This is a genomic window from Pseudorhodoferax sp. Leaf265, from assembly GCF_001422365.1.
Lineage (GTDB): Bacteria > Pseudomonadota > Gammaproteobacteria > Burkholderiales > Burkholderiaceae_C > Pseudorhodoferax.
In genome coordinates this window covers 352,093-366,002 of record NZ_LMMT01000001.1, presented here as the reverse complement: position 1 = coordinate 366,002, position 13,910 = coordinate 352,093, and the positions used below count along the sequence as shown (strand labels likewise).

At 67.4% G+C, this 13,910-nt stretch carries 15 protein-coding genes and 1 tRNA gene; 9 read left to right on the top strand and 7 right to left on the bottom strand.

Annotated features, from left to right (window positions below):
* The first annotated feature begins 30 nt into the window (after nucleotides 1-30).
* The 5 genes from hscB (at nucleotide 31) to ASF45_RS01730 (ending at nucleotide 3,615) form a co-directional block, all read left to right on the top strand.
* On the top strand, nucleotides 31-576 hold the full coding sequence (gene hscB / locus ASF45_RS01750) for a Fe-S protein assembly co-chaperone HscB (RefSeq protein WP_056657393.1): 546 nt from the start codon (nucleotides 31-33) through the stop codon (nucleotides 574-576).
* Between the two features lie 4 nt (nucleotides 577-580).
* Entirely contained in the window at nucleotides 581-2,452 is a 1,872-nt protein-coding gene (hscA, locus tag ASF45_RS01745; RefSeq protein ID WP_056655943.1) for a Fe-S protein assembly chaperone HscA, read from the top strand.
* A 4-nt stretch (nucleotides 2,453-2,456) separates the two neighbouring features.
* Nucleotides 2,457-2,795 carry an ISC system 2Fe-2S type ferredoxin gene (gene fdx / locus ASF45_RS01740; protein ID WP_056655940.1) on the top strand — a complete coding sequence of 113 codons (339 nt, stop codon included), beginning with the start codon at nucleotides 2,457-2,459 and terminating at the stop codon, nucleotides 2,793-2,795.
* Entirely contained in the window at nucleotides 2,792-3,514 is a 723-nt protein-coding gene (gene dnaQ, locus ASF45_RS01735; protein ID WP_056655938.1) for a DNA polymerase III subunit epsilon, read from the top strand. The genes fdx and dnaQ overlap by 4 nt, the downstream gene beginning before the upstream one ends.
* Before the next feature lie 26 nt (nucleotides 3,515-3,540).
* Nucleotides 3,541-3,615, top strand: a tRNA-Val gene (locus tag ASF45_RS01730).
* 333 nt (nucleotides 3,616-3,948) lie between these two features.
* On the opposite strand, the gene ASF45_RS01725 is transcribed toward ASF45_RS01730, so the two are convergent.
* Nucleotides 3,949-4,872, bottom strand: coding sequence for an inositol monophosphatase family protein (locus ASF45_RS01725; RefSeq protein ID WP_056655934.1), 924 nt, complete (start codon nucleotides 4,870-4,872; stop codon nucleotides 3,949-3,951).
* Between the two features lie 86 nt (nucleotides 4,873-4,958).
* Between ASF45_RS01725 and ASF45_RS01720 the strand changes: the two genes are divergently transcribed.
* Nucleotides 4,959-5,696: an RNA methyltransferase gene (locus ASF45_RS01720; protein ID WP_056655930.1), complete on the top strand. Its 738-nt coding sequence runs from the start codon at nucleotides 4,959-4,961 to the stop codon at nucleotides 5,694-5,696.
* 9 nt (nucleotides 5,697-5,705) lie between these two features.
* On the top strand, nucleotides 5,706-6,482 hold the full coding sequence (gene cysE / locus ASF45_RS01715) for a serine O-acetyltransferase (RefSeq protein ID WP_056655927.1): 777 nt from the start codon (nucleotides 5,706-5,708) through the stop codon (nucleotides 6,480-6,482).
* Between the two features lie 9 nt (nucleotides 6,483-6,491).
* On the opposite strand, the gene mog is transcribed toward cysE, so the two are convergent.
* Complete coding sequence (gene mog, locus ASF45_RS01710) at nucleotides 6,492-7,082, bottom strand: molybdopterin adenylyltransferase (RefSeq protein WP_056655924.1); 591 nt, start codon at nucleotides 7,080-7,082, stop codon at nucleotides 6,492-6,494.
* Nucleotides 7,072-7,710: a ribosome biogenesis factor YjgA gene (gene yjgA, locus ASF45_RS01705; protein WP_056655922.1), complete on the bottom strand. Its 639-nt coding sequence runs from the start codon at nucleotides 7,708-7,710 to the stop codon at nucleotides 7,072-7,074. The genes mog and yjgA overlap by 11 nt, the downstream gene beginning before the upstream one ends.
* An 85-nt stretch (nucleotides 7,711-7,795) precedes the next feature.
* Here yjgA and pmbA point away from each other — a divergent pair, with 85 nt between their 5' ends.
* Complete coding sequence (pmbA, locus tag ASF45_RS01700) at nucleotides 7,796-9,166, top strand: metalloprotease PmbA (RefSeq protein ID WP_056657391.1); 1,371 nt, start codon at nucleotides 7,796-7,798, stop codon at nucleotides 9,164-9,166.
* Here the strand turns inward: pmbA and ASF45_RS01695 are convergent.
* From ASF45_RS01695 to ASF45_RS01680, 4 genes are all read right to left on the bottom strand, one after another.
* The gene (locus ASF45_RS01695; protein WP_056655917.1) at nucleotides 9,163-10,764 is read right to left on the bottom strand and encodes a DUF6600 domain-containing protein; all 1,602 of its coding nucleotides are present in this window, start codon (nucleotides 10,762-10,764) and stop codon (nucleotides 9,163-9,165) included. The two genes, pmbA and ASF45_RS01695, sit on opposite strands and share 4 nt — an antisense overlap.
* 86 nt (nucleotides 10,765-10,850) lie before the next feature.
* Nucleotides 10,851-11,309 (bottom strand): GatB/YqeY domain-containing protein, encoded by a 459-nt coding sequence (locus tag ASF45_RS01690; protein WP_056655915.1) that lies wholly within the window; start codon nucleotides 11,307-11,309, stop codon nucleotides 10,851-10,853.
* Between the two features lie 83 nt (nucleotides 11,310-11,392).
* Nucleotides 11,393-11,605, bottom strand: coding sequence for a 30S ribosomal protein S21 (gene rpsU / locus ASF45_RS01685; RefSeq protein WP_007833691.1), 213 nt, complete (start codon nucleotides 11,603-11,605; stop codon nucleotides 11,393-11,395).
* A gap of 119 nt (nucleotides 11,606-11,724) precedes the next feature.
* A complete protein-coding gene (locus tag ASF45_RS01680) occupies nucleotides 11,725-12,930 on the bottom strand; it encodes an NAD(P)/FAD-dependent oxidoreductase (protein WP_056655912.1) in 1,206 nt (401 codons plus the stop codon).
* A gap of 339 nt (nucleotides 12,931-13,269) precedes the next feature.
* On the opposite strand from ASF45_RS01680, the gene ASF45_RS34960 reads away from it, so the two are divergent.
* Entirely contained in the window at nucleotides 13,270-13,893 is a 624-nt protein-coding gene (locus ASF45_RS34960) for a hypothetical protein (protein WP_156472779.1), read from the top strand.
* Nucleotides 13,894-13,910: the final 17 nt, after the last annotated feature.

Below are 13,910 nucleotides of genomic sequence, written 5' to 3'. Positions count from 1 at the left end.
TTGGGTGCGCCGCCTGCGCGCACCGTGACCATGAACCTGCAGTCCACCGATTTCGAACTGTTCGATGTACCGGCCCGCTTCGCGCAGGACCTGGATGCCTTGCAGCAGCGCTGGAAGGCCTTGCAGCGCGAGGCCCATCCCGACCGCTTCAGCGCCCAGGGCGCCGCCGCGCAGCGCGTGGCCATGCAGTGGTCGGTGCGCATCAACGAAGCCTGGCAGCGCCTGCGCGACCCGCTGCGGCGTGCGGCGTATCTGTGCGAGCTGAACGGTGCGCCTGTCGACGTGCACGGCAACACCAAGATGCCGCCGGCCTTCCTGATGCAGCAGATGGCGTGGCACGAGCAGCTCGACGAGGCGCGCAGCGCGCAGGACTTCGACGCGCTGGACCGCGAACTGGCGGTCACCCATGCCCAGGGCTTGGCGCGCTGCGCGCAACTTCTGGACGAAGCGGGCAACTTCGCGGCGGCCGCGGCCGAAGTGCGCGCGCTGATGTTCATCGAGCGTCTGCAGGCCAGCGTGGACGACAAGCGCGATGCCAGTGCGGCCGAAGGGGGCGCTGCTTCCGGGGGACAATGAAACCATGGCGCTCCTACAGATTTCCGAACCCGGCTTCTCCCCCGATCCCCACCAGCGCCGCATCGCCGTCGGCATCGACCTGGGCACCACGCATTCGCTCGTGGCTGCCGTGCGCAATGGCGTGGCCGAGTGCCTGCCCGACGAGCAAGGCCGCGTGATCCTGCCCTCGGTGGTGCGCTACCTCGCGCCGTCCGCCGATGGTCCTGGCCGCCAGATCGGTCATGAGGCGCTGGCCGCGCAGACGAGCGACCCCGCGAACACCATTGCATCCGTCAAGCGGCTTATGGGCCGTGGCTCGGCCGATGCTGCCGCTGCAGGCTTGCCCTACAGCCTTGCCGCCGGTGACGGTGCCGGCATGCTACGCATCGAGACCGCGGCCGGCCCCAAGACGCCCGTGGAGGTCAGTGCCGAGATCCTGGCCACGCTGCGGTTCCGTGCCGAAGACAGCTTCAACGATGACCTGCACGGCGCCGTGATCACGGTGCCCGCCTACTTCGACGATGCCCAGCGCCAAGCCACCAAGGACGCGGCCCAGTTGGCCGGCATCCATGTGCTGCGCCTGATCAACGAGCCCACGGCTGCCGCGATCGCCTACGGCCTGGACAACGCGGCCGAGGGCGTCTATGCCGTCTACGACCTGGGCGGCGGCACCTTCGACATCTCCATCCTGCGCCTGTCGCGCGGCGTGTTCGAGGTCATCGCGGCCGGCGGCGATTCCGCGCTGGGCGGCGATGATTACGACCACGCGCTGGCCGACTGGGCCCAGCACGCCGGAGGCGTGCAGGCCGAGGGCGCGCGGCAGCAGGTGGCGTTGCGCCGGGCTGCGCGTGCGGCCAAGGAGCACCTCACGGACCAGGACAGCACCACGCTGCGCGTGCAGCTGGGCGAACGCGAGCTGGCCGTGGACGTGACCCGCGCCGACTTCGAGGCCAGCACGGCGGCCCTGACGGCCCGCACCATGGCGGCTGTGCGCAAGGCCCTGCGCGACGCCAAGCTAAGTCCGGCCGACGTGCAGGGCACGGTGCTGGTTGGTGGCGCCACGCGCATGCCGCAGGTGCGCCGCGCGGTCGAGGCCTTCTTCGGCAAGCCGCCGCTGACCAACCTGAACCCCGACGAGGTCGTCGCGCTGGGTGCGGCGATCCAGGCCGACCAGCTCGCTGGCAACAGCGGCGCGGCCGACCTGCTGCTGCTGGACGTGATCCCGCTGTCGCTGGGCATCGAGACGATGGGCGGCCTGGTCGAGCGCATCGTGCCGCGCAACCAGACCATCCCGACCGCGATGGCGCAGGACTTCACGACCTACCAGGACGGCCAGACTGCGCTGGCACTGCATGTCGTGCAGGGTGAGCGCGACCTCGTGGCCGATTGCCGCAGCCTGGCGCGCTTCGTGTTGCGCGGCATCCCGCCGATGGCGGCCGGCGCCGCGCGCATCCGCGTCACCTTCACGGTCGATGCCGATGGCCTCTTGACCGTCAGCGCGCGCGAGCAGGGCAGTGGCGTGGAGGCCAGTGTGGACGTGAAGCCCTCCTACGGCCTCAGCGACGACGAGATCGCGCGCATGCTGCAGGACAGCTTCAGCACCGCTGGCCAGGACATGCAGGCCCGCGCACTGGTCGAAGCCCGCGTCGAGCTTGACCGCATGCTGCTGGCCACGCATAGCGCGCTGGAGGCCGATGGCGATCTGCTGCCGGCACCGGAGCGCGCCGCCATCGACGCTTTGATCGTCGTCGCGCAAACAGCGCGTGCGGCTGACCAGGCGCAGGCGATGACCGCCGCCACCGAAGGCCTTGCCAAGGGCACGGAGGCTTTCGCCGCCCTGCGCATGAACGCCGGCATCCGCAATGCCCTGTCCGGCAAGAACATCGAATCCGTCTGATCCCATGCCCGTCATCAAGATACTCCCCCATCCAGAGTTCTGTCCGGCCGGCGCCGAGGTGCGCGCGGCACCCGGAACCAGCGTCTGCGAAGCGCTGCTGGACAACGGCATTGCCATCGAGCACGCCTGCGACATGAGCTGCGCCTGTACAACCTGCCACGTGATCGTGCGTCAGGGCTACAGCACCCTCGAAGAGCCCGAGGAAGAGGAAGAGGACCTGCTCGACAAGGCCTGGGGCCTGGAGCCGCAGTCGCGCCTGTCCTGCCAGGTCATGTTGGGCAAGGACGACCTCACGGTCGAGATCCCCAAGTACACGATCAACCACGCACGCGAGAACCACTGATGCGCCAGATCGTCCTCGACACCGAAACCACGGGCCTGTCGGCCGCCACCGGCGACCGCATCATCGAGATCGGCTGCGTGGAGCTGCTCAACCGCAAGCTCACAGGCAACAACAAGCACTTCTACCTGAACCCCGAGCGTGACAGCCACGAGGATGCGCTCAAGGTGCACGGCATCAGCAACGAGTTCCTGCGCGACAAGCCCAAGTTCGCCGAGGTCGCCGACGAGCTGCTGCACTACCTGCAGGGCGCCGAGATCATCATCCACAACGCGCCGTTCGACGTGGGCTTCCTGAACAAGGAGCTCGAGTTGCTGGGCCGCGGCCCCATCACGGGCATCGTCGACAACGTGGTCGACTCGCTGGTGATGGCCAAGGAGATGTTCCCGGGCAAGCGCAACTCGCTCGACGCGCTGTGCGGCCGCCTGGAGGTCGACAACTCGGGCCGCACCTTGCACGGCGCCTTGCTCGATGCCGAGTTGCTGGCCGACGTCTACATCAACATGACGCGCGGGCAGGATGCGTTGTTGATCGAGGTCGAGCCTACCGACGAGGCCGTCACCACCAATGAAGTGCCGCGCATCGACTTGTCCAGCATCGTGCTGCCGGTGTTGGTCGCGAGCGAGGAAGAGGTTGTTGCGCACGAGGCCGTGCTCGCCCAGCTCGACAAATCGACCGGTGGAAAAACAATTTGGCGGACGGCCGAAAAATCTATGGCATAATCACAGGCTTTCCTGAACAAGATTCAGGGCGGTTAGCTCAGGGGTAGAGCACTGCCTTCACACGGCAGGGGTCGCAGGTTCGAAGCCTGCACCGCCCACCAATTGAAAGCCTCGTAAATCGATGATTTACGAGGCTTTTTGATTTTCTGTCGATCCAGATTCTTCGCGGTTGCGCCTGATTGGCTGACCAGTCCGCGGTGTTGCGTCAATTCCGCATCAATGGCAGCCGTACTGGCAATCGCCCAAGGCACTTCAGCGGGAAAAATGGCGCCACATCAACAAGCGCGCCGCACAGTCGTTCAAGGTCTGTGTCGATGCCAAGGAAGCGAGACGGCTCGCATCTCTTGCGGCCAGTGGATCTCCTGCCCTTCGGCAACTTCCTTGGCATGCTGCGTCATCTGTTTGCGGGCTCCTGAGCCGTTCTGTCGTCGCTCTTAGGCTTCGCGCTTGTCGTCAGCGGCTTCGCCGTCCGTCGTGCCCGCCTTGTCGTCGGCCGGCGCACTGTCTGACAGCGTGAGCTTCTGGCGCACGCCGGCCTTCTCGCCAGCACTGGCGAACTTGCTGTACTTGCCGACTAGGCCGATCAGCAGGCCGTAAATCTTCGGGTTGGCGGCCAGGCATTCCTTCTGGTCCAGGAAATCGGCCTCGCCCGACAGGTTGCCGATCAGGCCGCCGGCCTCGGTCACGAGCAGCGAGCCCGCGGCGGCGTCCCAGGGCGACAGGCCCTTCTCGAAGAAGCCGTCGGTGTAGCCGGCCGCCACATAGGCCAGGTCCAGCGCGGCGGCGCCAGGACGGCGGATGCCGGCGGTGCGCTGCATCACGTCGCCCATCATGGACATGTATTCCTTGAAGTTGTCGCCTGGACGGAACGGGAAGCCCGTGGAGATCAGGCACTCGCCCAAACGGGTGCGGCGCGAGACGCGGATGCGGCGGTCATTCAGGTAGGCGCCGCGGCCGCGCGTGGCCGTGAACAGGTCGTTGCGCGTGGGGTCGTAGACCACGGCCTGTTCGATGCGGCCCTTGACGGCCAGCGCGATGCTCACGCAGTAGAACGGGAAGCCGTGGATGAAGTTGGTGGTGCCGTCCAGCGGATCGATGATCCAGACGAACTCGGAATCCTTGGCGCCATGCTCGGAGCCAGATTCCTCGGCCAGGATGCCGTGGCCTGGATAGGCCTCCAGCAGCGTCTGGATGATGATGGCCTCGCTGGCCTGGTCGATCTCCGTCACGAAGTCGTTCACCTGCTTTTGCGAGATCCGCACGGCCTCGACGTCGAGCGCGGCGCGGTTGATGATGGCGCCGGCGGCGCGAGCGGCCTTGACGGCCACATTGAGCATGGGGTGCTGGTTGAACGACATGGTTTGTGAAGAGGAGCGAACGGGGCGGTCTGCGATCAGGCCGGCGAGAATTGCGGGATTTTACCGATGCTTCAGCCATTGACGCCATGCGCACCCGTTTTGTCCTGATCCGCACCAGCCATGCCGGCAATGTGGGCGCCGCCGCGCGCGCCATGAAGGTCATGGGTTTCGATGACCTGGTGCTGGTCGCGCCGCGCTGGCCCAACGTGCTGCGGCGCCAGGAAACCATCCAGCGCGCGAGCGGCGCGCTCGACGTGCTGGAGAAGGCGCGCATCGTCGAGACGCTGGACGAAGCGCTGGACGGCATGGACCATCTATGCGCCACGGCCATGACGCCGCGCGACTTCGGCCCGCCCACGCGCGCGCCGCGGCCGCACTTCGAGGCCCTGCTGGCCCCGGACGCCCCCCGGCCCGGCGGCGTGGCCTTCCTGTTCGGCTCCGAGCGCTTCGGCATGGCCAATGAGGACGTCTACCGCTGCCACGTGGCCATGAGCATCCCGACCAACCCGCAGTTCGGCTCGCTGAACCTGGGCGCGGCGATCCAGGTTGTGGCCTATGAATGGCGCCAGGCGCTGGGCGGCTACGCGGTGGAGTCCAGCACGGCCGAGCACCAGCCGGCCGATGCGCGCCAGCTGAACGGCATGCTGGAGCACTGGCGCGAGGCCCTGGTCGCGCTCGACTACCTGGATCCGGCCGCACCCAAGAAGCTCATGCCGCGGCTGAACCAGCTGTTCAACCGCGCCCAGCCCAGCCCCGAGGAGATCCACATCCTGCGCGGCGTCGCCAAGGCCATGCTCAAAGCAGCGGAACAGGCAAATCGCTAGACTCGCCCGATGTTTTTCGCCCGCCTGCGCACCGACATCCGTTGCATCCTCGAGCGCGACCCTGCCGCGCGCAGTGGCTGGGAGGTGTTGACCTGTTATCCGGGCATCCACGCGCTGATCCTGCACCGGCGTGCGCACTGGTTCTGGAACCATGGCTTCAAGTGGCTGGGGCGGGCAACCTCGCAGCTGTCGCGCTGGCTCACGGGCATCGAGATCCATCCGGGCGCCAAGATCGGTGAGCGCGTGTTCTTCGACCATGCCATGGGCGTGGTGGTCGGCGAGACGGCCGAGATCGGCGATGGCTGCACGATCTACCAAGGCGTCACGTTGGGTGGCACCTCGCTCTACAAGGGCACCAAGCGCCACCCGACGCTGGGCCGCGACGTGGTGGTCAGCGCCGGGGCCAAGGTGCTGGGTGGCTTCGTCGTGGGCGACGGCGCCAAGATTGGTTCGAACGCGGTGGTCATCAAGCCCGTGCCGGCCGGTGCCACGGCGGTGGGCATTCCGGCGCGCATCATCATGCCCAAGGGTGAGAACACGGGTGATGCGGCGATGTCCACGCCGCGCTTCTCGGCCTACGGCGTCACGCCCGAGGACGATCCGCTGAGCCAGGCCATGCGCGGGCTGATCGACAGCACGGCCGCGCAGGACCACCAGATCGCACTGCTCTGGAAGGCCGTCGAGCAGCTGTCGCGGCAGCACAAGCAGGGCGATTGCGTGCCGCGCGATGCGGCGCGCTCCGAGTGCTTCGAGGCCGAGAAGCTTGCGCAGCTGATCGGCAAGTAGGCCGCTGCGTCAGGCGGCCGGCGGGCGCCGCGCCGACTTGGGGCGGAACGCGGCGCAGACCGTGTCGTCGGTTTCCAGGTAGGGGCCGCCGATCAGGTCGATGCAGTAGGGCACGGCCGCGAAGATGCCGGGCACGAGTTGCGCCCCCTGCGCGTCCTTGAGGCCTTCCAGCGTTTCCTGGATCGCCTTGGGCTGGCCCGGCAGGTTGACGATCAGGCAGCGCCCGCGCACCACGGCGACCTGGCGCGACAGGATGGACGTGGGCACGAAGCGCAGGCCGATCTGGCGCATCTGCTCGCCGAAGCCCGGCAACTCCTTCTCGGCCACGGCCAGTGTGGCCTCGGGCGTGACGTCGCGTGGCGCAGGGCCGGTGCCGCCCGTGGTCAGCACGAGGCTGCAGCCGGCGTCGACCAGTTCGATGAGCGTGGCGCTGATGCCCGCCTGCTCGTCGGGGATCAGGCGTTCCTCGAAAGTGAGCGGGTTTCGCAGCGCACGGACCAGCCAGTCGCGCAGCGCGGGCAGGCCCTTGTCTTCGTAGACGCCGGCCGAGGCGCGGTCGCTGATGGAGACCAGGCCGATGCGTGCAGCTTCATTCGCCATCGTCTTCTCCTTCGGGCATCGCGCCGTCTGGCTCGTTCAGCTGCTCGCGCAGCAACTGGAAGATCTCACGGTAGGCGCGGCCGTGGCGCGGTGCCAGGCCGGGCTTCTCTGGCACGGCGTCCTTGCGGGCCTGGCGCACGAGCGAGCGCAGCTGTTGGGCGTCGGTATCGGGGTACTGGGCCATCCAGCGCGCCAGGGCCTCGTCGCCTTCCAGCAGCAGCGTGCGCCATTGCTCGGTGTGGTGCAGCAGGGCGGCCTCGCGCGCCGGGCCGCGGCGCTGCTCGGCCAGCGCCGCGCGGGCCTGGTCCACTGTGTCTTCGTCGAGCTTGCGCATGAGCTTGCCGACGAACTGCGCCTGGCGGCGCCGGCCTTCGAAGTTGGTGATGCGGCGCAGCTCGGCCAGGGCCTCGGTCAGCTTGTCGGGCAGGCCCAGCTGCGCGAGCCGGTCGGCGCGCAGGGTCAGCAATTCCTCGCCCAGATCCTGCAGTGCGTCGCTCTCGCGCTTCATGTCGGTGCGGCTGGCGCCGTCCGTGCCTTTGAGTTCGGCCTTGAGTTCCAGGTCCAGTGCGCTGCCTTCGGCGACGAACTGGCCCCGCACGAAATAGCCTTTTTTGGGTTTGCGCGACATGGAGAAACGGTGGGGAAGGGTGGGGGCAGGGATGCTGCCCGGGCGGCCGGGCCAAGCCGGTGCGGCCGGTATCATAGCCGGCAACATGAATGCATCTTCCCAAGCTGCCGCGGCCGGCTTCAGCTACAGCCGTCCGTTTTTCCAGGAACTCGTGGAGCAGGCCCTGGCCCATGCCAGGAAGATCGGCGCCACCGATGCCGGTGCCGAGGCCTCGGAAGGCTGTGGCCTGTCGGTGTCGGTGCGCAAGGGTGAGCTCGAGAACGTAGAGCGCAACCGCGACAAGTCGCTGGGCGTGACGGTCTATGCCGGCAAGCGCCGTGGCAATGCCAGCACGTCGGACTTCTCACCCGCGGCGATCCGCCAGACCGTGCAGGCCGCGTTCGACATCGCGCGCTTCACGGCCGAGGATCCGGCAGCCGGCCTGCCGGATCCGCAGGACATGGCGACCGAACAGCCCGACCTCGACCTGTTCCATCCCTGGGACATCGACTCCGAGGGCGCGGCCGCGCTGGCGCTGCGCTGCGAGGCCGCGGCCTTCGCGACCGACAAGCGCATCACCAACAGCGAGGGCGCGGGTGTCTCGGCTCAGCAGTCGCACTTTTTCACGGGCCACAGCTCGGGCTTTCGCGGCGGCTACGCGAGTTCGCGGCATTCGATCTCGGTCGCTCCGATCGCGGGCCGTGGCGCGCAAATGCAGCGCGATGCCTGGTACAGCTCGATGCGCAATGCCGAGGAACTGGCCTCGCCGGAGGCCGTGGGGCGCTACGCCGCCGAGCGTGCGTTGTCGCGCCTGAAAGCGCGCAAGATCAAGACGGTCGAATGCCCCGTGCTGTTCGAGTCGCCGCTGGCGGCTGGGCTGGTGGGCGGCTTCGTGCAGGCCGTCAGTGGCGGCGCGCTGTACCGGCGCAGCAGTTTCCTGCTCGATGCGCTGGGCAAAGCCGTGTTCCCCGAGCACATCGATCTGCTCGAAGACCCCTTTGTGCTACGCGGCAAGGGCAGCTCGCCATTCGACGAAGAAGGCGTGCGCGTGGCGCCACGCAAGGTCGTGGACGCGGGTCGCGTGCAGGGCTACTTCCTGTCCACCTACTCGGCGCGCAAACTGGGCATGCGCACCACCGGCAATGCCGGCGGTTCGCACAACCTGGTGCTGCAGTCGCGCCTGACCCAGCCCGGCGACGACCTCGACGCCATGCTGCGCAAGCTCGGACGCGGCCTGTTCGTGACCGAGCTCATGGGCCAGGGCGTGAACTACGTGACGGGCGACTACTCGCGCGGCGCCAGCGGCTTCTGGGTCGAGAACGGCCAGATCGTCCATCCGGTCGAGGAAATCACCATCGCCGGCAACCTCAAGGACATGTTCCAGGGCATCATCGCCGTGGGTGCCGATGCCTACAACTACGGTGCGAAGACGGTGGGCTCGGTGTTGGTCGAGCGCATGAAGGTGGCCGGCAGCTAGTCGCGGTTGCCGAAGCGGCCGCCGCGTTCACCGGACGGCTGGCGCAGGTCTTGTGGCGGGGCGGCGCGCGGCGGCTGTGGCCGATCCTGGCGCTGCTCGCGCTGTTCGCGGCGCTCCGAATGGTCACGTTGGTCGCGTTGATCACGCATGAAGCGCTCCTGCTGGCGTTGGGGCTCCTGCAGCTGACGCTGTTGCGGGTCTTGCTGCTGGCGCAATTGGCGCATCTGGCGCATCTGCTGCTCCTGCAAGGCGCGTTGCTGCTGTTGCATCTGGTCCTGGCGTTGCGCCTGCTCCTGGCGGATCTGCTCATGGGCCTGGCGCATCTCGTTGCGGTTCTGGTCCTGCTGCTGCTGGCGCCGTTGCTGCTGCCACTCTTGATGGTCGCGCTGCCAGCGGTCGCGGCGCTCTTGGTCGGCGCGTCCGCCTTGGAAGCCGGGCGCTGGTGTGGCGATGGTCGATCCTGGCGGGCGCTCGCGCAGGGTGTTGCGCAGGGGCGCTGGTGGCGGCAGGCCCAGGTTGCCGTGGCCCGGGTCGCGCGGGCCGCCGCCGAAACCGGGGCGCCAAGGCTGGCCGGGGGCCAGCGGGAACCAGTCCGTGCCCGGTGTGCGGTGGCGGTTGAAGTTCGGCGGCCGCGGTGCCGGCGTGCCGGCAAAGCCGACCAGTGCAGGCGCATAGAGCTGCCGCGGTCCGCGCGGCCCGGGCACCCAGGCCCAGCGCGGGCCGATCTGCACCCAGCGGCCATAGTGGAAGGGCGCAAAACCCCAGCGCGCGTCGTCGAACCAGGTCCAGCCCCAGGGGTCGACCCAGCGCCACTGGCCGTGGCGGTAGGGTTCCCAGTTCGCGATCGTGGTGCGCGGATACCAGACGGTGCCGTACTCCACGGTGCTGCTCCATTCGCCGTGCGTGTCCAGTTCCTGGTAACCCAGCACTTCGCGTGACAGGTACTGGGCGCTGGGCGAGCGGTCCTCGGCCAGACTGCGGTCCGCCGCCCACTGGTCCAGCGCGTCGCGCGGGCCGGCGCCCTGGACGGCGATGGCACTGAGGTTGCGGCCCACGTAGCGGGCCTGCTGGGCGGGGGCGAGCGTGGCGGATTCTCCGTTCTCGCCAAACAGCGTGGCGGTGCCGGCGCGTGCCAGCACGCGCGTGCTGCCGGGTTCCAGATCGACACGGAATTCGCCCGGCCGGTCCACCAGCATGGCCAGGTTCTGGGTGTTGACCTCCATGCGCTCGTCTGGCGCCATGTCGCGCACGCGCAGGTTGAGGCTGCCCTGGCGCAGCGTCAGGCGCAAGTCATTGTCGTCGAGCGCGTCGATGCCCAGTTCGGCCGGGCCTTGCAGGCGCAGGGCATGGGCGCCGGCGTGGAGTTCTGCGCGGCTGCCCGCGGCCACGCGGATGCTGTCGCCAGCCGTGAACGGCCAGTTGGGGTCGGCGGGCTGCCAGTTGCCGCCGGCACCGGACCATTGCACGCCACCATCGGGTTGCGAGAGCCGGGCCGCGCGGCCCGGCGGTTCCTGCTGGGCGCCGGCCGGAAGGCTGACGGCGGCGGCGCATGCCAGTATGGCGGCCGTGGCCCAAATTCTCCAGATCCTTGCGGCCATGGCGGGCCTCCTTTCCAGCTTAGAACGCGCGAGGGCGCGTTTTGGTTCGCCTGCGGGTGTGCAAAGACCTGTAAACCTTGGCAAGTTCAGCTGGCCAGGGCCTGCTTGACGGCGGCAGACACCTGGGCCATCTCGGCCTTGCCGGCCAGTTCAGCCTTGGCGGCGGCCATCACGCGGCCCATGTCGCCGGGGCCCTTGGCCTCAAGCCGGGCCACCAACGCGCGCACGGCGGCCAGCACGGCCTCGGCGTCCATGCGCTCGGGCAAGTAGGCCTGCAGCACGCGCTGCTCGGCGGCTTCCTTGTCGGCCAGGTCCTGGCGGCCGGCCTGCTCGAAAGCGGTGATGGAGTCCTTGCGCTGCTTGATCAGCTTGTCCACGATGGCCACGACGGCGACGTCGTCCAGCGTCACGCGCTCGTCCACTTCCTTTTGCTTCATCGCGGCCAGCAGTAGGCGGATGGTGGCCAAGCGCTCGGCGTCCTTGGCCCGCATGGCGTCCTTCATGTCTTGGATGACGCGGTCCTTGAGGGTCGGGGTGTGGTCCATGGTGCAGTCCTGTGAATGAAAAAAGCCCGCGCTGGATGCACCAGGGCGGGCCTTCAACCGTGAGCCGGTCGGGTGCTGCTGGATCAGTACAGCTTCTTGGGCAGTTGCATGCTGCGCACGCGCTTGTAGTGGCGCTTCACGGCAGCTGCCTTCTTGCGCTTGCGTTCGGCCGTCGGCTTCTCGTAGAACTCGCGGGCGCGCAGATCGGTCAGCAGGCCCAGTTTTTCGATGGTGCGCTTGAAGCGGCGCAGTGCCACGTCGAACGGCTCGTTTTCTTTAACGCGGATGGTGGTCATGTATCTCGTTGGCTGATTGGCCGGGGCAAGATCGGGAGCCGTGGCCGGGGTTTCCTCAACTCAAAAGCATATGGCCCGCTGAGGGTAGGCCGGAGTTAGCCAGGCATTATAGCGTGGATTCACGGCGCTGCGAGGGCGTGTGCGCAACTGTAGGCGCTGGACCAGGCCCATTGGAAGTTGTAGCCCCCGAGCCAGCCGGTTACATCGACCACTTCGCCGATGAAGTACAGGCCTGGCTGGCGCGACTCCAGGGTCTGGGACGACAGGTCGCGCGTGTCCACCCCGCCAGCAGTGACCTCGGCCTTGCGGTAGCCCTCGGTGCCGGTAGGCGTCAACTGCCATGCGTGCAGGCTGCTGGCGAGGGCGTTGAGCGCCTTGTCGGTCGTCTCGTTGACCGGCCGCTGCCAGGCTGCGTCGGCGCCGGTCCAGGCCGCGGCCAGGCGTGCGGGCAGATGCTCGCCCAGCACGTTGGCAAGCAGGCGGCGGGTGCTGAGCTTGGCCTCTTGCAGGGTGGGCTGCAACACAGTCTGGGGCGACAGGTCGATGCCGATCGGCGTTCCGGGCTTCCAGTAGCTGGAAATCTGCAGCACGGCGGGGCCGCTGAGGCCGCGGTGCGTGAACAGCAGGTCTTCCGAGAAACCGGTGCGGGCCTTCTTCTCGCCGGTCGCGATGTCCACCGGCAGGGACAACCCGGCCAGTTGTGCAAAAGGCTGCCACGCCTGCTCGTCGAAGGTCAGCGGCACCAGTGCCGGCCGCGGTTCGACCAGACGCAGGCCGAACTGGCGTGCGATGCGGTAGCCGTAGTCGCTGGCGCCGATCTTGGGAATCGACAGGCCGCCCGTCGCGACCACCACGGAATGGGACTGGACCTCGCCGCGGTCGGTCGCCAGCAGGTAGCGCGCGCAAGCATCGCCAGTGCTGCGCACCTCGTGCACCGCGCAGGGCTGCCAGCGCGTGACGTTGCCGGCTGCGCATTCGCGCAGCAGCAGGTCGATCAGGTCCTCGGCCGAGCGGTCGCAGAACAATTGGCCTCGGTGCTTCTCGTGGAAGCCGATGCCGTCGCGCTCCAGCAGGGCGATGAACTGCCTGGGCGTGAAGCGCGCCAGCGCTCCGCGGCAGAAGTGGGGGTTGTCGGACAGGAAGTTGCGCGGGCCGACGTCCAGGTTTGTGAAGTTGGCCCGGCCGCCGCCGGAGATGCGGATCTTTTCCGCGACTTTGGCGCTGTGGTCCAGCAGCAGGACACGCAGGCCGCGTTGGCCCGCGATGCCGGCGCAAAAGAGGCCAGCGGCACCGGCGCCGATGATGGTGACGTCGAAAAAGTTCATGGATGGGGTGCAAGCCGTCAGTGCTGCCGGATGACTGGAAGAGCCAAGCCTGAGCCACTTTCGCTCGTGCGCGGCGCCTCGGTGCAAGGCAATGGAGGTGTCGTGATGGGCTCCGCTCGAAGCCCACTGGCTTAGTCGGTGAAGCTTACACTTGTAAACAGAATGTCTGGTTTTTTCTGTGATCGATTTTTTAAGCCATTGATTAGAAAAGAAAAAGATGGGTATGGGGCGGTGGGGCCCGGATTTTGCTTTGCGGTTGTCTCAGCGATGGAAGACCGATCTTCAGATGTGAGGCGACGTCTGATGCGCCACGGCCGTCGCTTCTGTTGAGGTTCAAATATGGATAAATTGTCACCAGATCAGGATGATTCGCAGCAGGGCGACGGACGGTTGTCTGGCACTCGCCGGATGTCGAGCGAAGCCTTGGCGCGTCGCCGACTTCTACTTCGGGGTACTACTGCCGGTGCGACTGCTTTGGCGGCGTTGACGCCGATTGGCGCATTGGCGACGTCACAGTCCACCATCTACACGTGCGTTGGAACAAGCGGTAAGGAAGGCATTTGCACATTGTCCGGTGTGCAATCGGCTGCCCATTCGTTTGGTCCCGACACCGAGACGGCTCCCGCAGGTGGCAAGAGTCCCGGGTGGTGGGGGCAGTCCAACAAAAACGGTACACCTAAGCGTCCGTGGCCGGTGGACTCCACGCAGAAGGTATCAAGCGTGTTGTCTTTGGCTTCGCCCAATTTGCAGTCACTGACGCTGTTCGCGTTGATGAGCCAGTCGAGCTACGCGAACACCGCTGAGCGCCACTGGCTTTGTGCTTATCTCAACGCCAAGGCGGGGGAGCAGGGCGCACTGGCGCCCTATGGATTCCCCTACACGTCGTCAGAGGTGCTCGCCTTCTATCAGGACGGCAATCACAACGCCTACAGCTTCTTCACGACTTACCTGGAAAACCTTTGAGGGCATGCGGCAGGCCC

Bases quoted from the DNA above. Each gene is read 5' to 3' on its own strand.
- hscA (WP_056655943.1), top strand. From the start codon at position 581: ATGGCGCTCCTACAGATTTCCGAACCCGGCTTCTCCCCCGATCCCCAC.
- hscB (WP_056657393.1), top strand. From the start codon at position 31: ATGAACCTGCAGTCCACCGATTTCGAACTGTTCGATGTACCGGCCCGC.
- rpsU (WP_007833691.1), bottom strand. From the start codon at position 11,605: ATGACCACCATCCGCGTTAAAGAAAACGAGCCGTTCGACGTGGCACTG.
- ASF45_RS01690 (WP_056655915.1), bottom strand. From the start codon at position 11,309: ATGGACCACACCCCGACCCTCAAGGACCGCGTCATCCAAGACATGAAG.
- ASF45_RS01725 (WP_056655934.1), bottom strand. From the start codon at position 4,872: ATGTCGTTCAACCAGCACCCCATGCTCAATGTGGCCGTCAAGGCCGCT.
- yjgA (WP_056655922.1), bottom strand. From the start codon at position 7,710: ATGTCGCGCAAACCCAAAAAAGGCTATTTCGTGCGGGGCCAGTTCGTC.
- ASF45_RS01695 (WP_056655917.1), bottom strand. From the start codon at position 10,764: ATGGCCGCAAGGATCTGGAGAATTTGGGCCACGGCCGCCATACTGGCA.
- ASF45_RS01720 (WP_056655930.1), top strand. From the start codon at position 4,959: ATGCGCACCCGTTTTGTCCTGATCCGCACCAGCCATGCCGGCAATGTG.
- cysE (WP_056655927.1), top strand. From the start codon at position 5,706: ATGTTTTTCGCCCGCCTGCGCACCGACATCCGTTGCATCCTCGAGCGC.
- ASF45_RS34960 (WP_156472779.1), top strand. From the start codon at position 13,270: ATGGATAAATTGTCACCAGATCAGGATGATTCGCAGCAGGGCGACGGA.
- ASF45_RS01680 (WP_056655912.1), bottom strand. From the start codon at position 12,930: ATGAACTTTTTCGACGTCACCATCATCGGCGCCGGTGCCGCTGGCCTC.
- mog (WP_056655924.1), bottom strand. From the start codon at position 7,082: ATGGCGAATGAAGCTGCACGCATCGGCCTGGTCTCCATCAGCGACCGC.
- fdx (WP_056655940.1), top strand. From the start codon at position 2,457: ATGCCCGTCATCAAGATACTCCCCCATCCAGAGTTCTGTCCGGCCGGC.
- pmbA (WP_056657391.1), top strand. From the start codon at position 7,796: ATGAATGCATCTTCCCAAGCTGCCGCGGCCGGCTTCAGCTACAGCCGT.